Raw genomic sequence first — 20937 nt, 5'->3', positions numbered from 1 at the left:
CGCGATGCTGTTCTCGCCCGAGCGCCACGAGCCCCTGCGGACCGACGCCTGGGACGAGGGCCGCGCGCGCGAGGCCATCGAGCGCATCGTGCGCGACACCGAGGCGCGCTTCACGCCCGAGGGCCTGTGGCCCATGCATCCGGACGATGCATCGAATCCCGACCCGCAATACCTGCTGTACTGGGGCGCGAGCGGCGTGATCTGGGCGCTGCACCATCTGCAGGAGCGCGGCGCCGCGCGGCTGGCGCGCGACTACGCGCCCTTCGTGCCGGGCCTGATCGCCGCCAACCGCGCGGCCATGGGCCGCCCCGCCGATGCCCGCTTCGCGGCCTACCTGATGGGCGACACCGGCATCCGGCTGCTCGAGCACCGGCTGCGGCCCTCCGACACCGTCGCCGACGAACTCGCGCGGCTGTGCGGCGGCCACCTCGACGACCCCACGCTCGAACTGATGTGGGGCACGCCCGGCACCATGCTCGCGGCGCTGTTCATGCACGAGCGCACCGGCGAGCAACGCTGGGCCGGCATCTACCGCGACACCGCGCGGCGGTTGTGGTCGCAGCTCGAATGGTCGGAGGACTTCGGCTGCCATTTCTGGACCCAGCAGCTCTACGGCCAGCGTTCGACCTACATCGATGCGGTGCACGGCTTCGTCGCCACCGCCGTGCCGCTGATCCATGGCCGCCACCTGCTCGGCGACGCCGAATGGAACGCCTGGCGCGACTGCATCGCCAACACCGTGCAGCGCACCGCCGACCGCGAGGGCGCGCAGGCGAACTGGCGCCCGCGCCTGTTCCCGCTGCCCGATGCCTCGCGGCCGAAACTCGTGCAGATGTGCCATGGCGCGCCGGGCTTCGTGATCTGCCTCGCGGATTTTCCGGACGGCACGCTCGACGAGCTGCTGCTCGCCGCCGGCGAAACCACCTGGCAGGCCGGCCCGCTCCACAAGGGCTCGAACCTCTGCCACGGCACCGGCGGCAACGGCTATGCCTTCCTCAAGCTGCACCGCCGCTTCGGCGACGCCGCCTGGCTGGACCGGGCGCGCGCCTTCGCCATGCACGGCATCGCGCAGACCGAGGCCGACCTGGCGGAACACGGCCACCTGCGCTATTCGCTGTGGACCGGCGACCCCGGCTTCGCGATCTACCTGTGGGATTGCATCGAGGGCACGGACCGCTTCCCGACCCTCGACTGTTTCTTCTAGGCCGGCGGCCGCCGCGCGCGCAGCTCGCCCGCCGTCGTCGCCCAGGCCTTGCCCAGCATGCGCGTGAGATAGGCCCCCGAGGCCCAGCCGACCTGCTGCGCCACCGACAGCACCGATTCGTCGGTGCTCTGCAGCAGGTGGCGCGCGCGCTCGAGGCGCCGCTGCTGCTGGAATTCGAGCGGCGACAGCCCGTAGGCCGCGCGGAACAGCCGCTCGACCTGCCGGCGCGAGAGCCGGTGCCGCGCCGCGAAGGCCTCGAGCGGCAGCGTCGCCGCGAGCTCGGCCTCGATGTCGCTGGCCAGCAGCGCGGCGATCACCGCGCCGGGCGTGCCGCGGCCATCGGGATGCACCAGCGGATTGGCCATGAGCCGCGCCGCCTCCATCACCAGCGCGCCGCAATGGGCCACGTGCGCCATCGAGGGCTCGGGCGATGCCGGCGTGCCGGCCATCTCGAGCAGCCGGTGCGACAGCAGGTTCAGCGCGCCGCTGCCCGCGCGCAGGCCTTGGGCCGGCTTCGCGATGCCGTGCGCGCGCAGCGCCGTGTCCCAGAACTCCGAATCGACATAGACCGCGAGGTGCGTCTGGCGCAGGGTCATCGCGCTGGTGGCATGGGCGGCGCCGGCCGCGAACCAGAGGAAGTGGCCGGGCGAGGACTGCAGCGCGTCGCCGCGCGGATCGATCACGTCGAAGCGCCCCGCCAGCGGCACGAACAGCATGTCGCAATCGTGCGCATGCGGCGTCGTGGCGTAGCCGTCGAGCGTGCTCGCCACCGGCGTCGCCTTGTGGGCGAGGCGGTCGGAGAACGCGGAAATCCGCGGTCCGGCTGGGGCGGCTGGGGACGGCATGGGGCCGATTGTGTGGTCAATCGCGCGGCCGATGTCGCATTCGTGCGCGCGGGCGTCGCGAGCGGAGGCACGCGGAGGGGAACCGGCAGGAAGACTAGGACCTCCCCTCCACCCGTTCCGCCAAGGACCTCCATGACCGCCAGCCTCCGCCCGCCACGGCGCCTCGCCCTGATGGCCGCCGCCGCCCTGCTCGCCGCCGCCTGCGGTGCCGCGGCCGCCGCCGACGCCTATCCGGCCAAGCCGATCACCATCGTCGTGCCCTTCCCGGCCGGCGGCGGCACCGACGTGATCTTCCGCGCGGTGCAGGTCAGGCTGCAGGCCGAGCTCGGCGTGCCGGTGATCATCGACAACCGCGCGGGCGCCGGCGGCACGGTGGGCACGGGCTATGCCTCCAAGGCCGCGCCCGACGGCTACACGCTGGTGGCCGCCACCACCACGACCATCGCCTCGGCCCAGGCCGTCTACCCCAGGCTGCCCTACGACCCGCTGGCCGACCTCGCGCCCGTGGGCACGCTGGGCACCACGCCCTTCGTGCTGGTGGTGGCACCCACCCTGCCCGCGAAGAACCTCGCCGACTTCATCCGCGATGCCAAGGCCAGGCCCGGCACGCTCAACTACGGCAGCATCGGCAACGGCACCGCGAGCCACCTCGCGAGCGAGCTGTTCAAGCAGCGCACCGGCATCGAGATGACGCACATTCCCTACCGCGGCGCGGCGCCCGCGCAGACCGACCTGATGGCCGGCCAGATCCAGGCGCTGTTCGACAACCCCACCGCGCTCGCGCCCCAGGTGCGCGCCGGCCGCATGCGTGCGCTCGCGATCAGCCAGCCCTCGGCGGTGTTCCCCGAGCTGCCGAGCTTCGAGGCCGCGGGCATCAAGGACTTCAAGCCCGAGCTCTGGTACGGCCTGATGGCGCCCGCGGCCACGCCCAACCCGGTGGTGGAGCGGCTGCGCTCGGCGCTCGACAAGGCGCTGCAGGACCGCAACCTGCGCGCCGACATGATGGCCAAGGGCGTCTCGCCCGCGAGCTGGTCGCCCGAGCAGTTCGGCCAGCGCGTGCGCGCCGACATCGCGCTGTGGGGCGGCATCGCGCGCTCCGTCAACGCGAAGGCGGACTGAGATGACGATGCAGCTCGTTCGCGTCTTCGCCCGCCCCGGCACCCGCGCCGGCGGCAACCCGGCCCCGGTCTGGCTCGATGCCGATGCCATGTCCACCGAGGACATGCAGGCCCGCACCCGCGAGAGCGGGCACGAGTCGGTGTTCGTGCTCGCGCCCGACGATGCCGCCCGGCACCGCCTGCGCATGCGCTACTTCGTGCCGCGCCACGAGATGGAGATGTGCGGCCATGCCACGCTCGGCGCGCTGTGGCTGCTGCACGAGCGCGGCCGCTGGAGCGGCGAGCCGATCGCGGTGCAGACGCTCAGCGGCACGGTGCACGGCCGCTTCGTCGACGGCGCGGTCGAGATCAGCCAGCCCAGCGCCAGCATCGCCGCGGTCGACGCGGCCCTGGTGCGCGAGATCGCGCAGTGCCTGGGCATCGGGCTCGCGCAGATCGTGTCGCCGGTGCTCAACGCCGCCACCAGCCGCGTGAAGACGCTGGTGCGGCTCGAAAGCCCCGAACTGCTGCACGGCCTGCGGCCCGACTTCGCGCGCGTCGAGGCGCTGTGCGACCGGCTCGGCTCGACCGGGCTCTATCCCTTCGCATCGAACGCCGATGCGCAGGGCACCGAGGTCAGCGCGCGCCAGTTCCCGCGCTCCTCCGGCTATCCCGAGGACGCGGCCACCGGCATCGCCGCCGCCGCGCTGGCCTGGGGCCTGCGCGAGATGGCGCTGGTCGGCGCGGATGGCACGCTGGTCACGGTGCGCCAGGGCGAGGCCATGGGCTCGCCCTCGGCGATCCAGGTGCGGCTGCCCGCGCAGGCCGAGGCCGCCGAAGGCTGCTGGCTGCGCGGCGACGCGCAGGCGATGGAGGCGCTGCCGCATGACTGATGCCGACCGGCGCCTGGAGGCGCTCGCCGCGCAAGCGGGCCACGACGCCTCGCCCGCCGCGCGCCCCGCGGGCCGCTATGCGAGCTTCGCGCGCGCCGGCGAGCTGCTGCATTCGAGCGGCGTGGTCGGGCGCGAGAATGGCGTGGTGATCGCGGGCCCTATCGACGACAGCGACGCGGGCATCGCGCTCGGCGAGCGGGCCGCGGTCGCCGCCACCATCGCGCTGCTGCGCGCCGCGCGCGCCGAGCTCGGCGGCCTCGACCGGGTGCAGAAGATTGTCGCCCTCACCGGCTACCTGCAGGCCGGGCCCGGCTTCACGCAGCATGTGCGGGTGATGAATGCCGCGAGCGAGCTGCTGCGCCAGGTGTTTCCCGACCAGCCGCTGCCCGCGCGCACCACGGTCGGCGTGGCCTCGCTGCCGGGCGGCGGCGCGGTCGAGATCTCGTTGGTGCTGCAGGAGCGGCCGGCGGACTGAAGGCCGCGCCTCAGGCCCCGAGCCAGCGCACCACCAGCGGCACCAGCAGGGCCGTCGCGATGCCGTTGAGCCCCATCGCGAGCGCCGAGAACGCGCCCGCGGTCTCGTTGACCTGGATCGCGCGCGCGGTGCCGATGCCATGCGCCGTGATGCCGACCGCGAAGCCGCGCACCGCGGGCTCCTTGATGCGCAGCAGGTTCAACAGGCCCGTGGCCATGATCGCGCCCGCGATGCCGGTGATGGCGGCCGCGACCGCCGACAGCGACGGCAGGCCGCCGATCTTTTCCGACACGCCCATCGCGATCGGCATGGTGGCCGACTTCGGCGCCAGCGACATCAGCAGCTCGTGCGAACCGCCGAGCGCCCAGGCGATGCCCACGGCCGACACGATGGCCGCCACCGAGCCCGCGAGCAGCGCCACGCCGATCGGCAGCCACAGCCGACGCAGCCGCGCCACCTGGCTGTAGAGCGGCACCGCGAGCGCCACCGTGGCCGGCCCGATCAGGAAGTGCACGAACTTCGCGCCCTCGAAGTAGGTGTCGTAGGGCGTGCGTGTGAGCAGCAGCACGGCGACGATCACGATCACCGACACCAGCACCGGATTGACCACCGGGTTGGCGCCGCTGCGCCGGTGCAGCCACAGCGCGCCCAGGTAGGCCAGCAGCGTGAGCGCGAGCCACAAGAGCGGCGACTGGGCCAGGAAGACCCAGATCTCGGACAGCTTCGCGGGCGCGCTCATTGGGCGTCCTTGCCGGTGATGCGGATCATCCAGCGCAGGGTAAGCGCGGTGACGGTCATGGTGAAGGCCGCGCCCAGGATGCCCGCGGCCAGGAACGGCAGCCATTCGCGGCCCACGCGCTCGAAGTGCAGCATCACGCCCGTCACGGCCGGGATGAACAGCAGCATCAGGTTGCGCAGCAGATGGCCCGAGGTCTCGCCCAGGCTCTCGGGCACGCCGCCGCGCCACAGCAGGCCGGCGAACAGGAACAGCATGCCGAGCAGCGGACCGGGCACCGGCAGGCTGAGCCACTGCACCAGCAGTTCGCCGGCGAGCTGGCAGAGAAAGAGCGTGGTGATGGCGTAGAGCATGGCAAGGTCCTCGTGGTCGTTCCTGTCGGCTAGTTTGCACCCGCCAGGCGCTGCCATGCGGCGTGCAGCGCGGCCTGGCTCGCGGGCGGCAGCACGCCCATGCGCACCTGGCCCGGCAGGCCGAATGAAGCGCAGTCGCGCAGCTTGATGCCCTCGGCGCGCAAGCCGGCCAGCAGGCCCGCGAAATCCGCCGTCATCGGTTGCGCGAGATGGTAGTTCGCCACGCTGGGCGTGGTCTGCCAGCCCATGCGCGCGCACAACGCGAGCTGCGCGGCCTTCCATTCGCGCAGCGTGGCCAGGCTGTCGCGCACCCAGGCCTGCACCGCGGGTTCGGCCCAGGCCGACAGCATCGCCACGCCATGCGCGCCCACGGGCCACGATGAACCCAGGCGCAGCAGCGCGCCCACCGCCTCCTGCGCGTCGGCCGGCGCGATCGCATAGGCCGCGCGCACACCCGTCATGCCCAGCGCCTTGTTGGGCGACCACATCTGCCAGAGCCGGTCGAGCCGCGCGGGCGCCAGCGCGAGTTCGCCATCGAGCCGCAACGGTTCGTAGGCACGGTCGAGCACGCAGGGCACGCCCTCGGGCAGCGCGTCGATCGACGCGGCCAGGCCGGGCTGCGCCTGCCCCTGCGGCGCAGACGGATCGCAGCACCACGCGAGCCGCGGCCGCCGCACCGCGTGCGGCGCGCGCACCACCTGCAGGCCCCAGGCGCGCGCGGCGGCCGCGTAGTCGCCATAGGAGGTGGCCGGCAGCACGACCTCACCGTGCGCGCCGCGGTCCTCTTGCGCCACCCAGGCGGTGATGCGCCGGATGAATTCGCTCGCACCGGCCGCGATCACGATGCGCCAGGGCTCCACGCCATGCAGCGCCGCGAGCCGCGCGCGCAGGGCCGTGTAGGCCGGATCGGGATAGCGTGTCGCGTCGGCCGCGCGCACTTGCGCGAGCGCCTCGGGGCACGGGCCACAGGCATTGGCATTGGTCGAGAAATCGTGGGCGGGTGCGCCGAGCGCATCGGGGCCGCCATGGTTCGGGGTGAAGTCGAGCTCGCTCATCGCACCCCCATGAACAGCAGGACGACCGGCAGCCAGGCGGCCAGCGCCAGCAGCAGCACGGCGCGCTGGCCGAAGCGGGCCGCACGCGCGGTGTCGGCGGGCATCGCGGCCCGGCCCTCGGCGTTGAGCGCATAGACCGCGGGCTTGGCCAGCCGCACGCCGAGCAGCAGCGCCATCGCGGCCATCGGCCAGCCGCTGTTGGGCGACGGCGTGCGGCGCGCCTCGCGCGCGAGGCCGCGCGGCCAGCGCCCGGCCGCCAGCGCGAGCAACAGCACCGTGAGCCGCGCGGGCAGCCACGACAGCAGGTCGTCGGCGCGCGCGGCCCATTTGCCGGCCCAGGTCCAGTCGCGGCCGCCGCGCTCGCCGCGGTAGCCCCACATCGCATCGGCCGTGTTGGCGAAGCGGTAGAGCGCCGCGCCCGGCAGGCCCAACAGCAGGAACCAGAACAGCGGCGCCACCAGCGAGTCGTTGAGGTTCTCGGCCAGCGATTCGATCGCGCTCTCGCGCACCTCACGCTCGCCGAGCTGCGAGACATCGCGGCTCACGAGGCGCGCGAGCCGCGCCCGGCCCGCGTCCAGCGATTCGCCGAGCGCGGCCTCGACCGCGAGCACCTCGTCGCGCAGCATGCGCCAGGCGAACAGCGGCTTGAGCACCAGCCCCAGCAGCAGCGCGAAGGCCCAGGCCGGCAGCGCCTGCTGCAGCGCGGCCTGCAGCGCCACGGCGATCGCGAGCACGGCCAGCGCGCCCGCGCACCAGGCGATGGCGCCGAGCGCGAAGGCGCGCCCTGCATTACCGGAGGCCGCGCCGAACGGCGGCGCGATGCGCGCGCCGGCCCAGCCCAGGTAGCGCCCGATCCACACCACCGGATGCCAGCGTGCGGGCGGTTCGCCGAGCCAGAGGTCGACCGCGAGCGCGATCCACAGCGCGGCCAGCATGGCCAGCACGGGAGCGGTGAAATCGATGGCCGGCATGGCGCGATTGTCCCGAATCAGAGGGCCGGCCGCGGCCGGCGGTGCCGGTGCCATTGGGTCAGCGCGCCGAGCGCCAGCAGCACCGCCATGCCGAAAAGCGCCCAGAGCGTGCGCACCACCGAGGCGCTGCGCGGCGCGGGCACGGGCTCGGGCTGCGGTTCGAGCCGCAGGCCGCGCACGAGTTGGGTCGCGGCCTCGTCGCCTTGTTTGCTTTCAGTGGGTGCCGGCGACTCGGCCTGCGTGGCCGGGGCCGTGGCGCCCCGCACTTCCACCGGCACCACCACCGGCTTCGGCGGCGCGGCCATCGCCGCGCGCGCGAAGCGCTCCACCGCCACGTTGCGCTCGCGCAACCCGCTGGCCTGCGCCGCCTGCGCATAGGCCCGCGCGAGCTCGCGGCGCGTCGCGGCATCGGGCGACCAGTAGTTCAGGCGCACCGCATCGAGCATGCGCTCCAGCGTCTGCGCGAAGGCCGCGCGATTCGCGCCTTCGAGCCAGGCGCGGGTGCCGAACCGCTCGCGGTCGCGCACATAGGTGTCGTGCAACGACTGCCACTGGTCGGGCCGCACCGTGGCCGGCGCGGTCACCTGCCAGCCCCAGAGGAACTGCGCGGTCTTCAGCACCTGCAGCGCGCCGCTGTAGCCCTCGGCCTGCTGCGCCGCGATCCACTGCGGATGCAGGTAGCGCGTCTGCATCTCGCGCGCGATCGCGCCGGCGGCGGTGTCGGTGCGCACCGCGCCGGTGTCGCGCAGGTTCTGCACATAAAGCGCCGGATCCTTGCCCGTGAGATGGCGCACCGCCTGCGCGATGCCGCCGAGGTACTGGAACGGGTCGTCGTTGGTGAGCACGCCATAGAGGTTGGAGCTGCGCGCCATCAGCGCCGCATCGACCTGTGCGAGATTGCCCGCGAAGGCGCCGGGCCGCGAGGCGCCGTCGAGGCCCTGGCCATAGGCATGGCCCATGCGGTCGATGAACAGGCCCGCCATCTGCGCGTCGCCGCCGCCGCGGCGCTGCGAGCGCCAGAGCTCGCTCGCGAGCGCGGCCTCCTCGAGACCGGCGCCATAGCTGCCCTGCTCGTTCGAGAACACGCGCGCGGTCGACCAGCGCGCGGCCTCCGCCTCCGACGCACCCTCGGCCCGCAGCCGCCGCGCCAGCGCCTCGCTGTGGCGCGCGACCGCATTGGTGCCCGCGGGCTCGCGCAGTGCCGCCACCTGCCGCACCGCCTCGTCGAGCCAGCGCATCACGTGCGGAAACTGGTCGCGGTACGAGCCCGTCACGCTGACCAGCACGTCGATGCGCGGCCGCTTCAAGGCCGAGGCGGGCAGCACCTCGATGCCGTTCATGCGCCCCGCATCGTCCCAGCGCGGCCGCACGCCCATCGCGTGGAAGGCCTGGCTCTCGAGCACGCCCTGGTGGCGCGAGGCCTCGCCGGCCCAGAGCGTGAACGCGATCTTCTCGGGCGCCTTGCCGCCGTGGGACTGCGCATAGGCCGCGATCCAGGCGTCCATGGCGGCCACGCCGGTGTCCCAGGCCGCGCGCGTGGGCACGCGGCTGGGATCGAAGCCGTAGAGGTTGCGGCCAGTGGGCAGGCTGTCGGGATTGCGCACCGGATCGCCGCCATAGCTCGCGCGCAGGTAGCGGCCGTCGAGGGCCGTCAGCAGGCCCTCGATCTCCTCGTTGTGCGCGAGCGTCGCGTCGAGCTGGCGCACGCGCATGGCCAGCGCGCGCAAGGTCTCGGCTTGCGCGGGCACGGTGGTCGCGCCGTCGAAGGCCGCATCGTCGAGCACCCGCGCCACCCAGCGCCCCAGCGGCGAATCGGCCATGTCGGCCGGCTCGCGCAGGAAGGTTTCGTCGAGGTCCTCGCCGAGCGCGGTCGCCAGCGGCTTGCCGACGATCTGCAGCAGCGTGGCGCGCCGGCGCTGCGCACTGGGCGCCTCGCCGAAGGTCGCGAGGCCCAGCGGCTGCGCGGTCTGCGCGAGTTCGTCGAGGTAGGGATGCAGCACCGCCACGAAGCCCGCGAAGTCGCCGCGGATGCGCGCGGGGGTCCAGGCCAGGTCGCGGTCGTAGTGCCGGGCCACGAAGTCGGCCAGCAGTTGCCGTTCGAGCGCGGCCTTGACCGGGCCGGGGGCGAGCGTCTCCCAGTCGTGCATGCGCTCGTGCATCCGCGCGAGGCCCGGGCGCAGGCCGGCCGACGAGAACATCGGCGTCGAATGGCTGACCATGGTCGCGCGGCCGCGGCGCTTGGCGGTGGTGGCCTCGCCGAGGTTGTCCATCACATAGGGATAGACGTTGGGCAGGTCGCCGAGCACCAGCAGCGGATCGTCCTGCACCGACAGCCCGCGCTCCTTGCCGGCCGACCATTCGACCGTGCCGTGCGTGCCCACGTGCACCACGGCCGAGGCGCCGAACTGCGTGCGCAGCCAGAGATAGGTGGCGAGGTAGGCATGGCCCAGCGGCACCGCCGAGCGATGGTAGACCTGCTGCGCCTTGTCCATCACCCTCGTGCCGGGTTCGAAGCGCGGCGGCTGGCGCAGCACCACCACGTTGCCGAAGCGCACGCGCGGAATCACGAAGGCCGGCGCGCCGTCCACCGTGCGCAGCTGGGTCGAGCTTTCGGGCGCGCCCCAGTAGGCCTCGATGCGCTGCTGCGTCTCTAAGGGCAGCGCGCGGAACCATGCGAGGTAGCGCGCGAGCGGCAGCGTGTCGGCCAGGTCCTGCGCGAACAGCGGCCGCAGTTCGTCGGTTCCCGGCGCCGGGTAGGACGCCTTGAGCGTGGCCTGCACCTGCGCGATCAGCGTCTCGGGCGCGGGCGCCTCGGTGCGGTAGCCGGCCGACTGCATGGCCGCGATCATGCGGCTCACGCTGCGCGGCACGTTGAGGAAAGAGGCGCCGAAGTTGGCCTCGCCCGGCGGGTAGTTGTAGACCAGCATCGCGACCCGGCGCTGGTCCGCGCTCGTGCGCTGCAGCCGCAGCAGCGCCGCGGCCTTGTCGGCGACCGCCTCGACCTGCGCGGGCAGCGGCTGCAGGCTGCCGCTCGCGGCATCGCGCGCGCTCACGAGCATCGGGTCGGTCATGCCGGCCAGTTCGCTCGGGCTGTAGTAGGCGGCGATGTCGGACTGCGCGAGGCCGTCCTTGCTCTGCGCCCACTGCGCCGCATCCATGGCCAGCGACGGCAGGGTCTGCAGCACCGGCACGCCGATGCGCTCGAGCTCGGCCTTGCGCTCGTTGGGCGTGAAGACCAGCGCGGCATTCACGATCAGGTCGGCCACGCGGCGGCCGCCCTCGGCCTGGGTCATGCGCGTGTAGAGGTCCTTCTGCTGGCGCGGGCCGTAGAAGGCATAGGCGCGCAGGCCGCGCTGCGCGAGCGCGGCGATCAGCGTGTCGAGCCAGGCCGTGTCCTCGCCGGTCACGGTGGCGGCATTGACCGCGATCGCGACCGTGCCGTTCGTGCCGGGCAACTGTTCGACCGCCTCGATGCTTGTTTCGATGCGCGGCCACCCCGGGTGATAGAAGCCCGCGAGCGGCGTCGCCACGGGTTCGGGCAGACCATCGGACACGCCGACCCTGGCGAGCGCCTGCATCGACGCCGAGAGGTTCGCGCTACCCGCGAAGCGCCAGTAGGCACGCAGCCGCTGCGCCCAGGCCGCGTCGACGCCACGCTCGGCCGCGAGCGGCGGCGCGGCCGTGACCTGGCCCCGGGCCACCAGCGCGAACTCGCCGACCAGCACATAGGGCGCCGCGCTGCGCGCGATCGCGTCGCCGAAGCGCGCCGCCGCGGCCTGCGCCACGCTCTGGTGCGGCGCGTCGATCACCAGCAGCCGCGCGCCCTCGAGCGCGGCCGACAGGGCCTCGGGCGAATCTCGCGTGGCCGACAGCACCTGCAATGGCAGCCCGGCCTGCTGCGCCGCGGCCTGCAGCCGCGCCACGCGCGCGGGCGATACCAGCGAGGTCGCGAGCACGACCACCGGCCCGGTGGACGACTGCTGCGCCCAGGCCGGCAGCGCCGCCAGCCACGCCAGCAGCCACAGCGCGACCCAGCGCCGCGTCAGGCTCACTTGCCGCCCTGCACCGGCACCGCGTCGGCCGGCACGTAGACCATGGTCCCGTCCTTGAGGCGCCAGGCCGTGCCCGCGCGCTCGCCGTCGCCCTCGCCGGTCGTGCCGCTGGCCTTGAAGCGCGTGATCTTGCGGCCCTCGCGCGTGACGATCTCCATGTTCGGCTGGCCCTCGTTGCGGATCACCGTGACCTTGTCCTGCGCGAAGGGGTTCATCGGGTTGTTGATGACCGCGATCATCAGCATGCCGATCACGACCATGAAGACGTCGATCAGGTTGATGGTCGAGAGCACCGGATCGTCGTCGTCGCCGTCCAGGCTGCTCAGGATGGAGAACTGCCGCCTGCTCATGAGAGCCGATCCCGCGCGTCGAGCAGCATCACCAGCTCGCGCATCAGCCAGCGCCGGCGCACGGTGTAGACCACGAAGGCGATCGAGGCCGAGGCCAGCGCGACGATCACGCTCGCGAAGGCCGGCGCGAGGCTCTGCGCCACGCCCTGCGATTCGCCCGAGGCCACGGCCACCAGCGCGGGGCCCATCGGGATCATGGTGGCGATCAGGCCCAGCATCGGCGCCACGCGGCTGCACAGCCGCACGCCCTCGAGTTCCTTGAGCACGGCCAGCTCCATCTGCTCCTGGCTGGCCTGCGCATGCCGCGCCAGCACCAGCGCGCGCGCAGGGTCGCGCCGGCGCTGCAGGTATTCGACGCCGAAGGCACCGAGGCACCACACGGCATAGACGAAGGACAGCAGCACGCCCAGCGTCACCGGCCACAGGAACAGGCGCGCGAGCTCGAACAGCACGGTATCGAAGGCCAGCATCAGGCGGACTCCAGGTCAGGCGAAGAAGGATCGGGATCGAACAGGTCCGAGGGCCGGCCCCAGGCCTCGTCGAACACCAGCGACGACAGTGGCGCGCGCCGCGCCCAGCGCTCGCGCTGCAGCATCGGCTCCTCGTAGAAGCCGTGCACCGGCCCGAGGCACAGCAGCGCGATCGGTTCGGCGCCGGCCGGCAGGCCCAGCAGCGCCGCCACCTCGGCCGGATCGAACAGCGAGACCCAGCCCATGCCCAGCCCCTCGGCGCGCGCGGCCAGCCAGAGGTTCTGGATCGCGCACGCGGCCGAGGCCAGGTCCATCTGCGGCAGGGTGCGGCGGCCGAACACATGGTGCTCGCGGCCGTCGGCCAGCGTCACCGCGAGCAGCTCGGCCGCGTCGAGCAGGCCCTCGACCTTGAGCCGCATGAAGGCATCCTCGCGCTCGCCGAGCGCGCGCGCCGTCAGCACGCGTTCGCGCTCGACCGCCGCATGCAGTCGCGTGCGCAGGGCCGCGTCGCGGATGCGGATGAAGCGCCAGGGCTGCATGAAGCCGACGCTGGGCGCATGGTGAGCCGCCTCGAGCAGCCGGCGCAGCAGCGCGGGCGCGACCTCGCCGCCCGCGAAATGCCGCATGTCGCGCCGCTCGTGGATGGCGCGGTAGACCGCCCTCGCCTCCTCGGCCGCGAACGCCTGGCTCATCCGGCTCAATCCTCGATGCCGCGCTGCGCCGGGATGCCGGCCTTGAACGCATGCTTGACCAGCGTCATCTCGGTCACGGTGTCGGCGAGTTCGATGATCTCGGGCGGGCAGCGGCGGCCCGTGAGCGCCACGTGCACCTGCTTGGGCCGCGCGCGCAGAGTCTCGAGCACGCCCTCGAGCGGCAGCCAGCCGTATATCAGCGGGTAGGTGATCTCGTCGAGCACCACGAGGAAATACTCGCCCGAGAGGATCGCGGCCTTGGCCTTTTCCCAGCCGTCGCGCGCGAGCTGCCCCGAGCGCTCGAGGTCCTGGCTCTTCCAGCTGAAGCCGTCGCCCAGGCCCTCGATCGGGATGCCGATCTGCTCGAACATGCGGTGTTCGCCGAAACGCGCGCTCGGCACCTTCATGAACTGGTAGATCTTCACGGCCTTGCCGCGGCCATGCGCGCGCAGCGCCAAGCCGAAGGCCGCGGTGCTCTTGCCCTTGCCGTCGCCGGTGTTGACGATGACGATGCCGCGGCGTTCGCCTTCGGGCTTTTCGTAGGGCTTCTCGCTGGGTGGGGTTTCTATCTGCATGGGGTGGTCTCTTTCAAGGCTGTCGAATGCGGGCAGCCGGACGCAGAGGACGCGAAGGTTTCGCGAAGGACGCAAAAGAAGACATCCAAAAATTTTCTTTGAATTCTTTCGCGCCTTTCGCGAAACCTTCGCGCCCTTCGCGTACGGCTGTCCGACCCCGCATTCATCGCGGCAACGCAATCCACTGCTCGGCCACGCGGTGCACGCGAATCCGGTGATCGAACACCTGCTCGAGCGCCGCATGCGTCGCGGGATCGCTGCTGCCGCCGTGGTGCACCACGCGGCCGCGGTCCATCACCACGAGTTCGTCGGCGGCCAGGGCCATGGGCAGTTCGTGCAGCACGCTGACCACGGTGCGGCCCGCGGCGACCAGCGCGCGCACGGTCTGCATCCAGTCGGCCTGGTGCGGCGGGTCGAGGTTGGCGAGCGGCTCGTCCATCAGCAGCAGCTCGGCCTCGACCGCGAGCGCGCGCGCCAGCAGCACGCGCTGGCGCTCGCCGCCCGAGAGCTGGCCCAGCGGCCGCTCGCGCCAGTCCCAGGCCTGGGTGGCGCGCAGCGCGCGCTCCACGGCGGCGCGGTCGGCGGCGTCGGGCGCGGCCAGCCAGCGCTGGTGCGGCAGGCGACCGAGCATCGCGACGTCGTAGACCAGCAGGTCGTCGGCCGCGCCCTCGCCCGCCACGCCCTGGCCCAGCCACGAGAGGCGGCGCGCGCGCTGGCGCGCCGGCAGCTTCGCCGCGGGCTCGCCGAACAGGCGCAGCTCGCCGCGGTGCGCGAGCAGGCCGGCCAGCACCTTGAGCAGGGTCGACTTGCCGGCACCGTTGGGGCCGACGATGCTGGTCCAGCGCGCGGCGCCGATCGCGAGGTCGATGCCGTGCAGCACCTCGGTGCCGCCGAGCGCCGCGCTCACGCCGCGCACCTCGAGCGCCTGTGCGGTGACGGCCGTCATGAGGCCGTGCCCCTCGCGGTGCGCCGGTGCATCAGCCACAGCAGGTAGCTGCCGCCCAGCACCGCAGTGAGCACGCCCACGGGCAGCTCCTGCGGCGCGATCAGCCAGCGCGCCAGCAGGTCGGCCGCCATCAGCAGCAGCCCGCCCATCGCGGCCGACAGCACGATCAGCCGCGCATGCGTGGTCTTGACCACCGAGCGCACCAGGTGCGGCGCGGCCAGGCCGACGAAGGCGATCAGGCCGGTCTGCGCCACGGCGGCGCCGGTGGCCAGCGCCAGCACCACCACCAGCGCGGCGCGCATCGCGCCCAGCGGCAAGCCCAGGCTGCGCGCGGTGGCCTCGCCCAGTGCCAGGCCGTCGAGCACCGGCGCCAGCGCCCAGGCCAGCAACAGGCACAGCGCGCAGGCCAGCGCCATCACGGCGCAGGCGCTCCAGCCGACCAGGCCGGTGTTGCCGAGCGTGAAGCCCTGGATCGCCTGCAGGATGTCGGCCGAGGCGATGGTGATCAGGTCCTTCATCGCGCCCAGCACGACGCCGACGATCACGCCTGCGAGCAGCAGCCGCAGCGTCTGCTGCACGCCGCGCGCGAGCAGCAATGTGAGCATCACGGCCGCCATCGAGCCGAGGAAGGCCGCGCCCGTGAGGCCGAGACGCACCACCCACTGCGCGCTGGCGGCCGAGCCGCCGAAGAACAGCAGCGCCAGCGCCACGCCCAGCGAGGCCCCCGAGGCGCTGCCGAGCAGAAAGGGATCGGCCAGCGGATTGCGGAACAGCCCCTGCGCCACCGCGCCGGCCAGCCCGAGCAGCGCGCCCGCGAGCCAGGCGCCGAGGGTGCGCGGCAGCCGGATGTCCCAGACGATCTGCAGCGCGACCGGATCGTGGCGCGCCGACAGGAAGCTCTCGAAGCCGGTGCTGCCGATGCCCAGGCCGAGCAGCAGCAAGGAGGCGCCGAGTACCAGCAGCGCGAGGCCGAACAGCACCACGCGGCGCAGGTGGCCCGCGGGCATCAGCGCGCGCCTCCCTTGCTTGCCTTGTCGCCCAGGCACTGCGCCATCAGCCGTGCCGCCTCGTCCATGCGCGGACCGGGGCGCACCAGCACGTCGGACTGCTCGGCCGTGAAGCGGCAGATGCGCCCTTCGCGCACCGCGCGCATGGTGCTCCAGCCCGGGCGCTGCTCGAGGCCCTGCGCGCTGCGCACGCTGACCATGATCAGGCCGGGATTGGCGCGCACCACGTATTCGGGGTTGAGCTTGGGAAAGGGGCCGAGCGCCGCCGGCACGATGTTCCTGGCACCCAGCCGCGTCAGCGTCTCGCCGATGAAGGAGGACTCGCCGGCCGCGTACGGGCCGCTGTTGACCTCGAAGTACACGCGCACGCCGCGCGCGGCGGCCGGCAGCGACTGCGCCGCGGCCGACACCGCGGCATCGATGGCGCGCCAGACCGCCGGCGCCTCGTGGGTGCCGAGCACCTGGTCGAGCTTGCCGAGCACGCGACGCACGTCGGCATGGTTCTTCGGCTCGAGCACCAGCACCTTGAGGCCCAGCGCCTCGAGCCGCTCGGTCACGCGCGAGGACTTGGCGAGCAGCACCACGTCGGGCCTGAGCGCCACCACGGCCTCGACGTTGGGATCGATGCCGCCACCGAGTTGCGGCAGCGTGCGCACCGATACGGGCGAATTCGAATAGCGATCGACGCCGACCAGCCGCGCGCAGGCGCCGAGCGCGCAGACCGATTCGGTCAGCGAGGGCAGCAGGGTCACGATGCGCTGCGGCGGCTGCGGCAGCTCCACGCTCACGCCGCGCTCGTCGACCACCTCGAGCGCGCTCGCGGGCGACGTCCACAGGCCGAGGCCCAGCGCGAGTGCCGCCAGCGCGGCGGCGAAAAACTTCTTCATCGGCCCGGCTCCTTCAGCGTCAGCGGCAATCCGGCCGTCATCAGCGTGACGCGCTGGCAGGCCGCCGCCACGTCCTGGTTGAGCCGCCCCAGCGCATCGACGAAGGCGCGCGTCTCGCGGCCCAGCGGGATCACGCCCAGGCCGATCTCGTTGCCCACCAGCACGACCGGACCGCGCGCATCGCGCAGCGCGCCCAACAGCAGGTTGACGTGCGCGGCGGGCGTGCGCGAGACCGGCCGCGCGCCCTCGGCGCGCAGCGGCATCAGCAGGTTCGTGAGCCACATCGTGAGGCAGTCGACCAGCACCAGCGACTCGGGCGTGCTCTGGGTCACGATGGCGCGCGCCAGCTCGACCGGTTCCTCGATGGTGCGCAGGCTGGGCACGCGCTCGGCGCGGTCGGCCTGGTGGCGCACGATGCGCTCGCGCATCTCGTCGTCGTAGGCCTGCGCGGTGGCGATCAGTACCGCGCGGCGCTGCTTCGGCGCGGCCGCCAGCCAGTCGGCCGCGCGCTGCTCGGCGCGACGCGACTTGCCGCTCTTCTGGCCGCCGAGGATGAATTCGTGTTCAGGCGTCAACGCGATGCTCCTGGGCAGCCGGTGCCCCGGTTTCGAGCGGCGCGGCGTCGAACAGCCGCGCGGTGGCTTCGGGACTGGAGGCGAACCAGGCGTGGAAGTAGCTCGCGCGCACGCAGCCGCGCACGTAGAGCGCCTCGCCACCGGCCGTGCCTTGCGGGCGACGCGAATGGGCGGCCGGCACCAGCGGTGTCTCGCAGCGCGAGTAGTGGAAGGTATGGCCGCGCAGCGTGTGCGCGCCCAGCGCGAGCGCCTGCGGGCCGAGGCCGGCGAGCCGCTTCTGCAGCGTGACGCGCCCGGGCAGCAGGCCCCAGAGCGCATGCACCGCGGCTTCGTCGCCATCCCCGGGCACCGCGATCTCGTCGAACAGCACCATCATCCCGCCGCATTCGGCCCAGATCGGCCGGCCCGCGGCCGCATGGGCGGCGAGCGCGGCGCGCAGGTCCGAACGCCGCGCGAGCGTGGCGGCATGCAGCTCGGGATAGCCGCCGGGCAGCCACAGCGCATCGCAGTCGGGCAGCGCATCGCCGGCCAGCGGCGAGAAGAAGACCAGCCTGGCGCCGAGCGCACCCAGCGTGTCGAGGTTGGCCGGGTAGATGAACGAGAAGGCCGCGTCGCGCGCGATGGCGATGGTGCGGCCCGCGAGCAGCGGCGCGATCGGGGCGACCTCATCGGTGGAAGGTGGCTCGAAGCGCACCTGCGGCAGTTGCAGCGACCCCAGCGGCGTGCCGGCCAGCGCATCGGCCACGCGGTCGAGCCGCTCGGCCGCGTCGCCCAACTCGTGCGCCGCCACCAGGCCCAGGTGGCGTTCGGGCAGCGAGAAGCCCGCGTCGCGCGGCAAGGCGCCGAGCCAGTCCGCGGGCTCGCGCAAGGCGCCGCGCAGCATGTCGGCATGGCGCTCGCCGGCCACGCGATTGGCCAGCACGCCGGCCCAGGGCATGCCGGGCCTGAAGCTCTGCAGCCCATGCGCCAGCGCGCCGAAGGTGCCGGCCATCGCTTGGGCGTCGATCACGGCCAGCACCGGCAGGCCGAAGCGCTGCGCCAGGTCGGCCGCGCTCGGCGTGCCGTCGAACAGGCCCATCACGCCCTCGACGATCACGAGGTCGGACTCGGCCGCGGCCGCATGCAGCCGCGCGCGGCAGTCGGCCTCGCCGGTCATCCACAGGTCGAGCGAATGCACGGGCGCGCCGGTGGCGAGCCGCAGCCAGTGCGGGTCGAGGAAGTCGGGCCCGCACTTGAAGGCGCGCACGCGCCGGCCCTGGCGCGCATGCAGCCGCGCGAGCGCGGCGGCCACGGTGGTCTTGCCCTGACCCGAAGCGGGCGCGGCCACGAGCACGGCGGCGCAGCGCGCCGCGCGATCGGGCAGGTGCTGGCTTACTGGGGCGTCCACTTCAATCCGACGTACGCGTTGCGGCCACCGGTGACGTAGCCGCGCGCGAGCATGTAGTCCTTGTCGCCCACATTGTCGATGCGCGCGACCAGGTCGACGTCGCGCACGATCTTCGTGCTGGCCACGAGGTTCAGCAGCGTGTAGCCGCCGAGCTTGCGCGTGTTGGCCGCGTCGTCGTAGCGCTGGCTCGAGGCCTGCACCTCGGCGCCCAGCGTCCAGCCGCCGAGGCGCCAGTCGGCACCCAGGGTGCCGTAGCGCTTGGCGCGGCGGGCCAGCAGCTTGTCGGTCGCGAGGTCGCGCGGATCCTGGAAGTCGAGCGAGGCGCGCAGCGTCACGTCGCCGATGCGGTGGCCGGCCGACAGCGTCACGCCCTCGTAGCGCGCCCGCGCGGTGCTGCCGTAGCAGCCGAAGGACGAGGCGCAGCCCCTGGCGGTCGAGTCGAACACGATCAGGTTGCGCACGTTGTTGCGGTAGACCACGATGCCGGCGTTGGTCGGGCCGTCGGTGTACTTGAGGCCGAGCTCGACGTTGCGGCTCGACTCGGGCTGCAGGTCGGGTTTGCCGTATTCGCTGAAGCGCTGGTAGAGCGTGGGCGCGCGGAAGGCGGTGCCGGCCGAGGCGGTCACGCGCAGCTTCGGCGTGATCGCGAAGCCGTAGGCGGCGCTGCCGGTGGTCTTGCCGCCGAACTCGCTGTCGTCGTCGTGGCGCACGTTGAGCTGCAACGAGTGCGGACCCTGCACGAAGCCGTAGCCGAGCGAGACCGCGTCCTGCGAGCGCTTGCGCGCCAGGCCCTTGTCAGTGCTGCTGGTGGGGGCGTTCTCGAGCCGGTCCTCGCGGCGTTCGAGCGCGGCCGTCACCAGGTGTGGACCGAAGCGCAGTTCGTTCTGGAACAGGTAGCCGCGCAGCCGGGTCTCGGTGCGGTAGTACGAGGGCATGGTGCTGTAGACCGACTGCGAATCGGTCACCTGCAGCCGCGTGCTGTAGACCTCGTTCCATTGCGCCGACCAGGTCAGGCCGGCGGTGCGCAGCCGGTTGCGGCTCTGGTCGTCGAGGTAGTAGGCCGGCGGCTTGCTGCCGGACTTGGCGGCGTCGTAGTGCGCCTTGGTATCGCTCGACAGCGCGGTGGCCTCGAGCCGCTGGCCGGGCGCGATCTGCCAGCCCAGGCGCACGTTGCCCGAGGTGGTGTTGTAGCCGTCGCGGTCGGGGCTGGTGAAGCCGTCCTTGGGCAGCGTGCGCTTCTCGAGCGGCTGGATGTTGAAGCCGCGGCTTTCCTCGTGCGCCACGCCGAACGAATAGTCGAAGGCGTTGGCCTTGCCGCTGATCGCCGCCTCGGTGCGGAACAGGCCGTGGCTGCCGACGCCCACGCCGATCGAGGGCGACACGCCTTCTTCGCCGCGCTTGGTGAACAGCTGGATCACGCCGCCGATGGCGTCGGAGCCGTAGACCGCCGCGGCCGGGCCGCGCAAGACCTCGATGCGGTCGATCTGCGCCAGCGGGATGCTCTCCCAGGCCGCGCCGCCGGTGGCCTGCGAGTCCACGCGCACGCCGTCGATGTAGACGGCGGTGAAGCGCGTCTCGGCGCCGCGGATGTAGACGCTGGTCGAGTTGCCGACGCCGCCGTTGCGCACGATCTGGATGCCGGCCTGGCGCGCGAGCACGTCGGCCACGCCGGTGGAACCGCTGCGCTCGATGGTCTCGCGGTCGATCACCGAGACATCGGCCACCAGGTCCGACAGCGGCTGCGCGGTGCGGTTGGCCGTGACCACGGTCTCGCCGAGCGCGCCGGCCGGAGTCTGGGCCGAGGCCGCCAGCGGCAACTGAGCCAGCAGCAGGCCGCCGAAGGCCGGCACCAGGGCCAGCGGCAGGCCGGCCAGGCGCATGCCGATGCGGGACGCGGGAATGCGAGCGCGCGAACGGCGCGAGAAGAAAACGCAGGAAATCATGGAGTGAGCGAACGAACGTCTATGCCCCTTGCCGGCCTCCCCGCCGGCGCCCGGGGCGCCATTGGTCCGTGCCTGCATCGACGAAGCGAAGAGCATGCGCGAACCGCCTTGTTGGCCGGTATCCGGGCTGGCAGACCGGCCCTCGCCGCCTTCCCAGGCGCCTGTTTCAGGGCGCCCAGTGGCTCGTGTGGAGAGGGTGGCGCCTTGCGGCGCCGTCTGCTTGACCGTTGCGGGGGCAGCGCAGGCGGCTTCGGTGCCGGCGCGCGGCCGGTCCCTTCACTCCTGCTTCCCGTTGAACCGCGGCGCGTGAACCACGCCGCAGGCACCAACGGGCGAGATTCTAGGCGTTGCGCCGCGCGCCTTAAGTCGAAAGTTGCGTGCGCCCGACGCTCGCCGCGTCCCGCGCACTAACATCGACGGGCTA

The 20937-nt window shown here is 73.0% G+C and carries 20 protein-coding genes and 1 riboswitch; of the genes, 4 read left to right on the top strand and 16 right to left on the bottom strand.

Going from position 1 to position 20937, the window contains the following annotated elements; all coding sequences use genetic code 11:
• Nucleotides 1-4: 4 nt before the first annotated feature.
• Complete coding sequence (locus KV106_RS12980) at nt 5-1204, top strand: lanthionine synthetase C family protein (RefSeq protein ID WP_261210652.1); 1200 nt, start codon at nt 5-7, stop codon at nt 1202-1204.
• Here the strand turns inward: KV106_RS12980 and KV106_RS12975 are convergent.
• A complete protein-coding gene (locus KV106_RS12975; protein WP_261210651.1) occupies nt 1201-2049 on the bottom strand; it encodes a helix-turn-helix domain-containing protein in 849 nt (282 codons plus the stop codon). The two genes, KV106_RS12980 and KV106_RS12975, sit on opposite strands and share 4 nt — an antisense overlap.
• Nucleotides 2050-2181: 132 nt before the next feature.
• On the opposite strand from KV106_RS12975, the gene KV106_RS12970 reads away from it, so the two are divergent.
• Genes KV106_RS12970 through KV106_RS12960 form a run of 3 tightly spaced genes read left to right on the top strand, consistent with a single transcriptional unit; the run spans nt 2182 to nt 4514 of the window.
• The gene (locus KV106_RS12970; RefSeq protein WP_261210650.1) at nt 2182-3168 is read left to right on the top strand and encodes a Bug family tripartite tricarboxylate transporter substrate binding protein; all 987 of its coding nucleotides are present in this window, start codon (nt 2182-2184) and stop codon (nt 3166-3168) included.
• A gap of 7 nt (nt 3169-3175) precedes the next feature.
• Nucleotides 3176-4039 carry a PhzF family phenazine biosynthesis protein gene (locus KV106_RS12965; protein WP_261210649.1) on the top strand — a complete coding sequence of 288 codons (864 nt, stop codon included), beginning with the start codon at nt 3176-3178 and terminating at the stop codon, nt 4037-4039.
• The gene (locus KV106_RS12960) at nt 4032-4514 is read left to right on the top strand and encodes a RidA family protein (RefSeq protein ID WP_261210648.1); all 483 of its coding nucleotides are present in this window, start codon (nt 4032-4034) and stop codon (nt 4512-4514) included. The genes KV106_RS12965 and KV106_RS12960 overlap by 8 nt, the downstream gene beginning before the upstream one ends.
• 10 nt (nt 4515-4524) lie before the next feature.
• Here KV106_RS12960 and KV106_RS12955 read toward each other — a convergent pair whose 3' ends face one another.
• From KV106_RS12955 to KV106_RS12885, 15 genes are all read right to left on the bottom strand, one after another.
• On the bottom strand, nt 4525-5253 hold the full coding sequence (locus tag KV106_RS12955) for an LrgB family protein (RefSeq protein ID WP_261210647.1): 729 nt from the start codon (nt 5251-5253) through the stop codon (nt 4525-4527).
• The gene (locus KV106_RS12950; protein WP_057591611.1) at nt 5250-5603 is read right to left on the bottom strand and encodes a CidA/LrgA family protein; all 354 of its coding nucleotides are present in this window, start codon (nt 5601-5603) and stop codon (nt 5250-5252) included. Before KV106_RS12950 ends, KV106_RS12955 begins: the two co-directional genes overlap by 4 nt.
• Nucleotides 5604-5632: 29 nt before the next feature.
• The gene (locus KV106_RS12945; protein WP_261210646.1) at nt 5633-6658 is read right to left on the bottom strand and encodes an aminotransferase class I/II-fold pyridoxal phosphate-dependent enzyme; all 1026 of its coding nucleotides are present in this window, start codon (nt 6656-6658) and stop codon (nt 5633-5635) included.
• The gene (gene cbiB / locus KV106_RS12940) at nt 6655-7629 is read right to left on the bottom strand and encodes an adenosylcobinamide-phosphate synthase CbiB (protein WP_261210645.1); all 975 of its coding nucleotides are present in this window, start codon (nt 7627-7629) and stop codon (nt 6655-6657) included. The genes KV106_RS12945 and cbiB overlap by 4 nt, the downstream gene beginning before the upstream one ends.
• A gap of 17 nt (nt 7630-7646) precedes the next feature.
• Nucleotides 7647-11681 (bottom strand): cobaltochelatase subunit CobN, encoded by a 4035-nt coding sequence (cobN, locus tag KV106_RS12935; RefSeq protein WP_261210644.1) that lies wholly within the window; start codon nt 11679-11681, stop codon nt 7647-7649.
• Nucleotides 11678-12031, bottom strand: a complete 354-nt coding sequence (locus tag KV106_RS12930; protein ID WP_261210643.1) for a DUF2149 domain-containing protein — start codon at nt 12029-12031, stop codon at nt 11678-11680. Before KV106_RS12930 ends, cobN begins: the two co-directional genes overlap by 4 nt.
• The gene (locus tag KV106_RS12925) at nt 12028-12501 is read right to left on the bottom strand and encodes a MotA/TolQ/ExbB proton channel family protein (protein WP_261210642.1); all 474 of its coding nucleotides are present in this window, start codon (nt 12499-12501) and stop codon (nt 12028-12030) included. Before KV106_RS12925 ends, KV106_RS12930 begins: the two co-directional genes overlap by 4 nt.
• Nucleotides 12501-13193, bottom strand: a complete 693-nt coding sequence (bluB, locus tag KV106_RS12920; RefSeq protein ID WP_261210641.1) for a 5,6-dimethylbenzimidazole synthase — start codon at nt 13191-13193, stop codon at nt 12501-12503. The genes KV106_RS12925 and bluB overlap by 1 nt, the downstream gene beginning before the upstream one ends.
• A gap of 5 nt (nt 13194-13198) precedes the next feature.
• A complete protein-coding gene (gene cobO / locus KV106_RS12915; RefSeq protein ID WP_261210640.1) occupies nt 13199-13768 on the bottom strand; it encodes a cob(I)yrinic acid a,c-diamide adenosyltransferase in 570 nt (189 codons plus the stop codon).
• Nucleotides 13769-13931: 163 nt separating this feature from the next.
• Entirely contained in the window at nt 13932-14714 is a 783-nt protein-coding gene (locus KV106_RS12910) for an ABC transporter ATP-binding protein (protein ID WP_261210639.1), read from the bottom strand.
• Complete coding sequence (locus KV106_RS12905) at nt 14711-15721, bottom strand: FecCD family ABC transporter permease (RefSeq protein WP_057594572.1); 1011 nt, start codon at nt 15719-15721, stop codon at nt 14711-14713. The genes KV106_RS12910 and KV106_RS12905 overlap by 4 nt, the downstream gene beginning before the upstream one ends.
• Entirely contained in the window at nt 15721-16608 is an 888-nt protein-coding gene (locus tag KV106_RS12900) for an ABC transporter substrate-binding protein (protein ID WP_261210638.1), read from the bottom strand. Before KV106_RS12900 ends, KV106_RS12905 begins: the two co-directional genes overlap by 1 nt.
• Nucleotides 16605-17183 carry a bifunctional adenosylcobinamide kinase/adenosylcobinamide-phosphate guanylyltransferase gene (cobU, locus tag KV106_RS12895; protein WP_261210637.1) on the bottom strand — a complete coding sequence of 193 codons (579 nt, stop codon included), beginning with the start codon at nt 17181-17183 and terminating at the stop codon, nt 16605-16607. The genes KV106_RS12900 and cobU overlap by 4 nt, the downstream gene beginning before the upstream one ends.
• Nucleotides 17173-18570, bottom strand: a complete 1398-nt coding sequence (locus tag KV106_RS12890) for a cobyrinate a,c-diamide synthase (RefSeq protein ID WP_261210636.1) — start codon at nt 18568-18570, stop codon at nt 17173-17175. Before KV106_RS12890 ends, cobU begins: the two co-directional genes overlap by 11 nt.
• Nucleotides 18555-20513 carry a TonB-dependent receptor domain-containing protein gene (locus KV106_RS12885; RefSeq protein WP_261210635.1) on the bottom strand — a complete coding sequence of 653 codons (1959 nt, stop codon included), beginning with the start codon at nt 20511-20513 and terminating at the stop codon, nt 18555-18557. The genes KV106_RS12890 and KV106_RS12885 overlap by 16 nt, the downstream gene beginning before the upstream one ends.
• Before the next feature lie 96 nt (nt 20514-20609).
• A riboswitch (cobalamin riboswitch) is annotated at nt 20610-20857 on the bottom strand.
• Nucleotides 20858-20937 lie beyond the last annotated feature (80 nt).

Source organism: Variovorax endophyticus (genome assembly GCF_025376855.1).
In the GTDB taxonomy this organism is placed as follows: Bacteria; Pseudomonadota; Gammaproteobacteria; order Burkholderiales; family Burkholderiaceae_C; genus Variovorax.
Note: the sequence above shows the minus strand (reverse complement) of the source record. Positions and strands in the feature narration are given on the sequence as shown.

Coding starts and splice junctions, on each gene's coding strand:
- KV106_RS12980 (WP_261210652.1), top strand. CDS start 5: ATGCTGTTCTCGCCCGAGCGCCACGAGCCCCTGCGGACCGACGCCTGG.
- KV106_RS12975 (WP_261210651.1), bottom strand. CDS start 2,049: ATGCCGTCCCCAGCCGCCCCAGCCGGACCGCGGATTTCCGCGTTCTCC.
- KV106_RS12970 (WP_261210650.1), top strand. CDS start 2,182: ATGACCGCCAGCCTCCGCCCGCCACGGCGCCTCGCCCTGATGGCCGCC.
- KV106_RS12965 (WP_261210649.1), top strand. CDS start 3,176: ATGCAGCTCGTTCGCGTCTTCGCCCGCCCCGGCACCCGCGCCGGCGGC.
- KV106_RS12960 (WP_261210648.1), top strand. CDS start 4,032: ATGACTGATGCCGACCGGCGCCTGGAGGCGCTCGCCGCGCAAGCGGGC.
- KV106_RS12955 (WP_261210647.1), bottom strand. CDS start 5,253: ATGAGCGCGCCCGCGAAGCTGTCCGAGATCTGGGTCTTCCTGGCCCAG.
- KV106_RS12950 (WP_057591611.1), bottom strand. CDS start 5,603: ATGCTCTACGCCATCACCACGCTCTTTCTCTGCCAGCTCGCCGGCGAA.
- KV106_RS12945 (WP_261210646.1), bottom strand. CDS start 6,658: ATGAGCGAGCTCGACTTCACCCCGAACCATGGCGGCCCCGATGCGCTC.
- cbiB (WP_261210645.1), bottom strand. CDS start 7,629: ATGCCGGCCATCGATTTCACCGCTCCCGTGCTGGCCATGCTGGCCGCG.
- KV106_RS12930 (WP_261210643.1), bottom strand. CDS start 12,031: ATGAGCAGGCGGCAGTTCTCCATCCTGAGCAGCCTGGACGGCGACGAC.
- KV106_RS12925 (WP_261210642.1), bottom strand. CDS start 12,501: ATGCTGGCCTTCGATACCGTGCTGTTCGAGCTCGCGCGCCTGTTCCTG.
- bluB (WP_261210641.1), bottom strand. CDS start 13,193: ATGAGCCAGGCGTTCGCGGCCGAGGAGGCGAGGGCGGTCTACCGCGCC.
- cobO (WP_261210640.1), bottom strand. CDS start 13,768: ATGCAGATAGAAACCCCACCCAGCGAGAAGCCCTACGAAAAGCCCGAA.
- KV106_RS12910 (WP_261210639.1), bottom strand. CDS start 14,714: ATGACGGCCGTCACCGCACAGGCGCTCGAGGTGCGCGGCGTGAGCGCG.
- KV106_RS12905 (WP_057594572.1), bottom strand. CDS start 15,721: ATGCCCGCGGGCCACCTGCGCCGCGTGGTGCTGTTCGGCCTCGCGCTG.
- KV106_RS12900 (WP_261210638.1), bottom strand. CDS start 16,608: ATGAAGAAGTTTTTCGCCGCCGCGCTGGCGGCACTCGCGCTGGGCCTC.
- KV106_RS12885 (WP_261210635.1), bottom strand. CDS start 20,513: ATGATTTCCTGCGTTTTCTTCTCGCGCCGTTCGCGCGCTCGCATTCCC.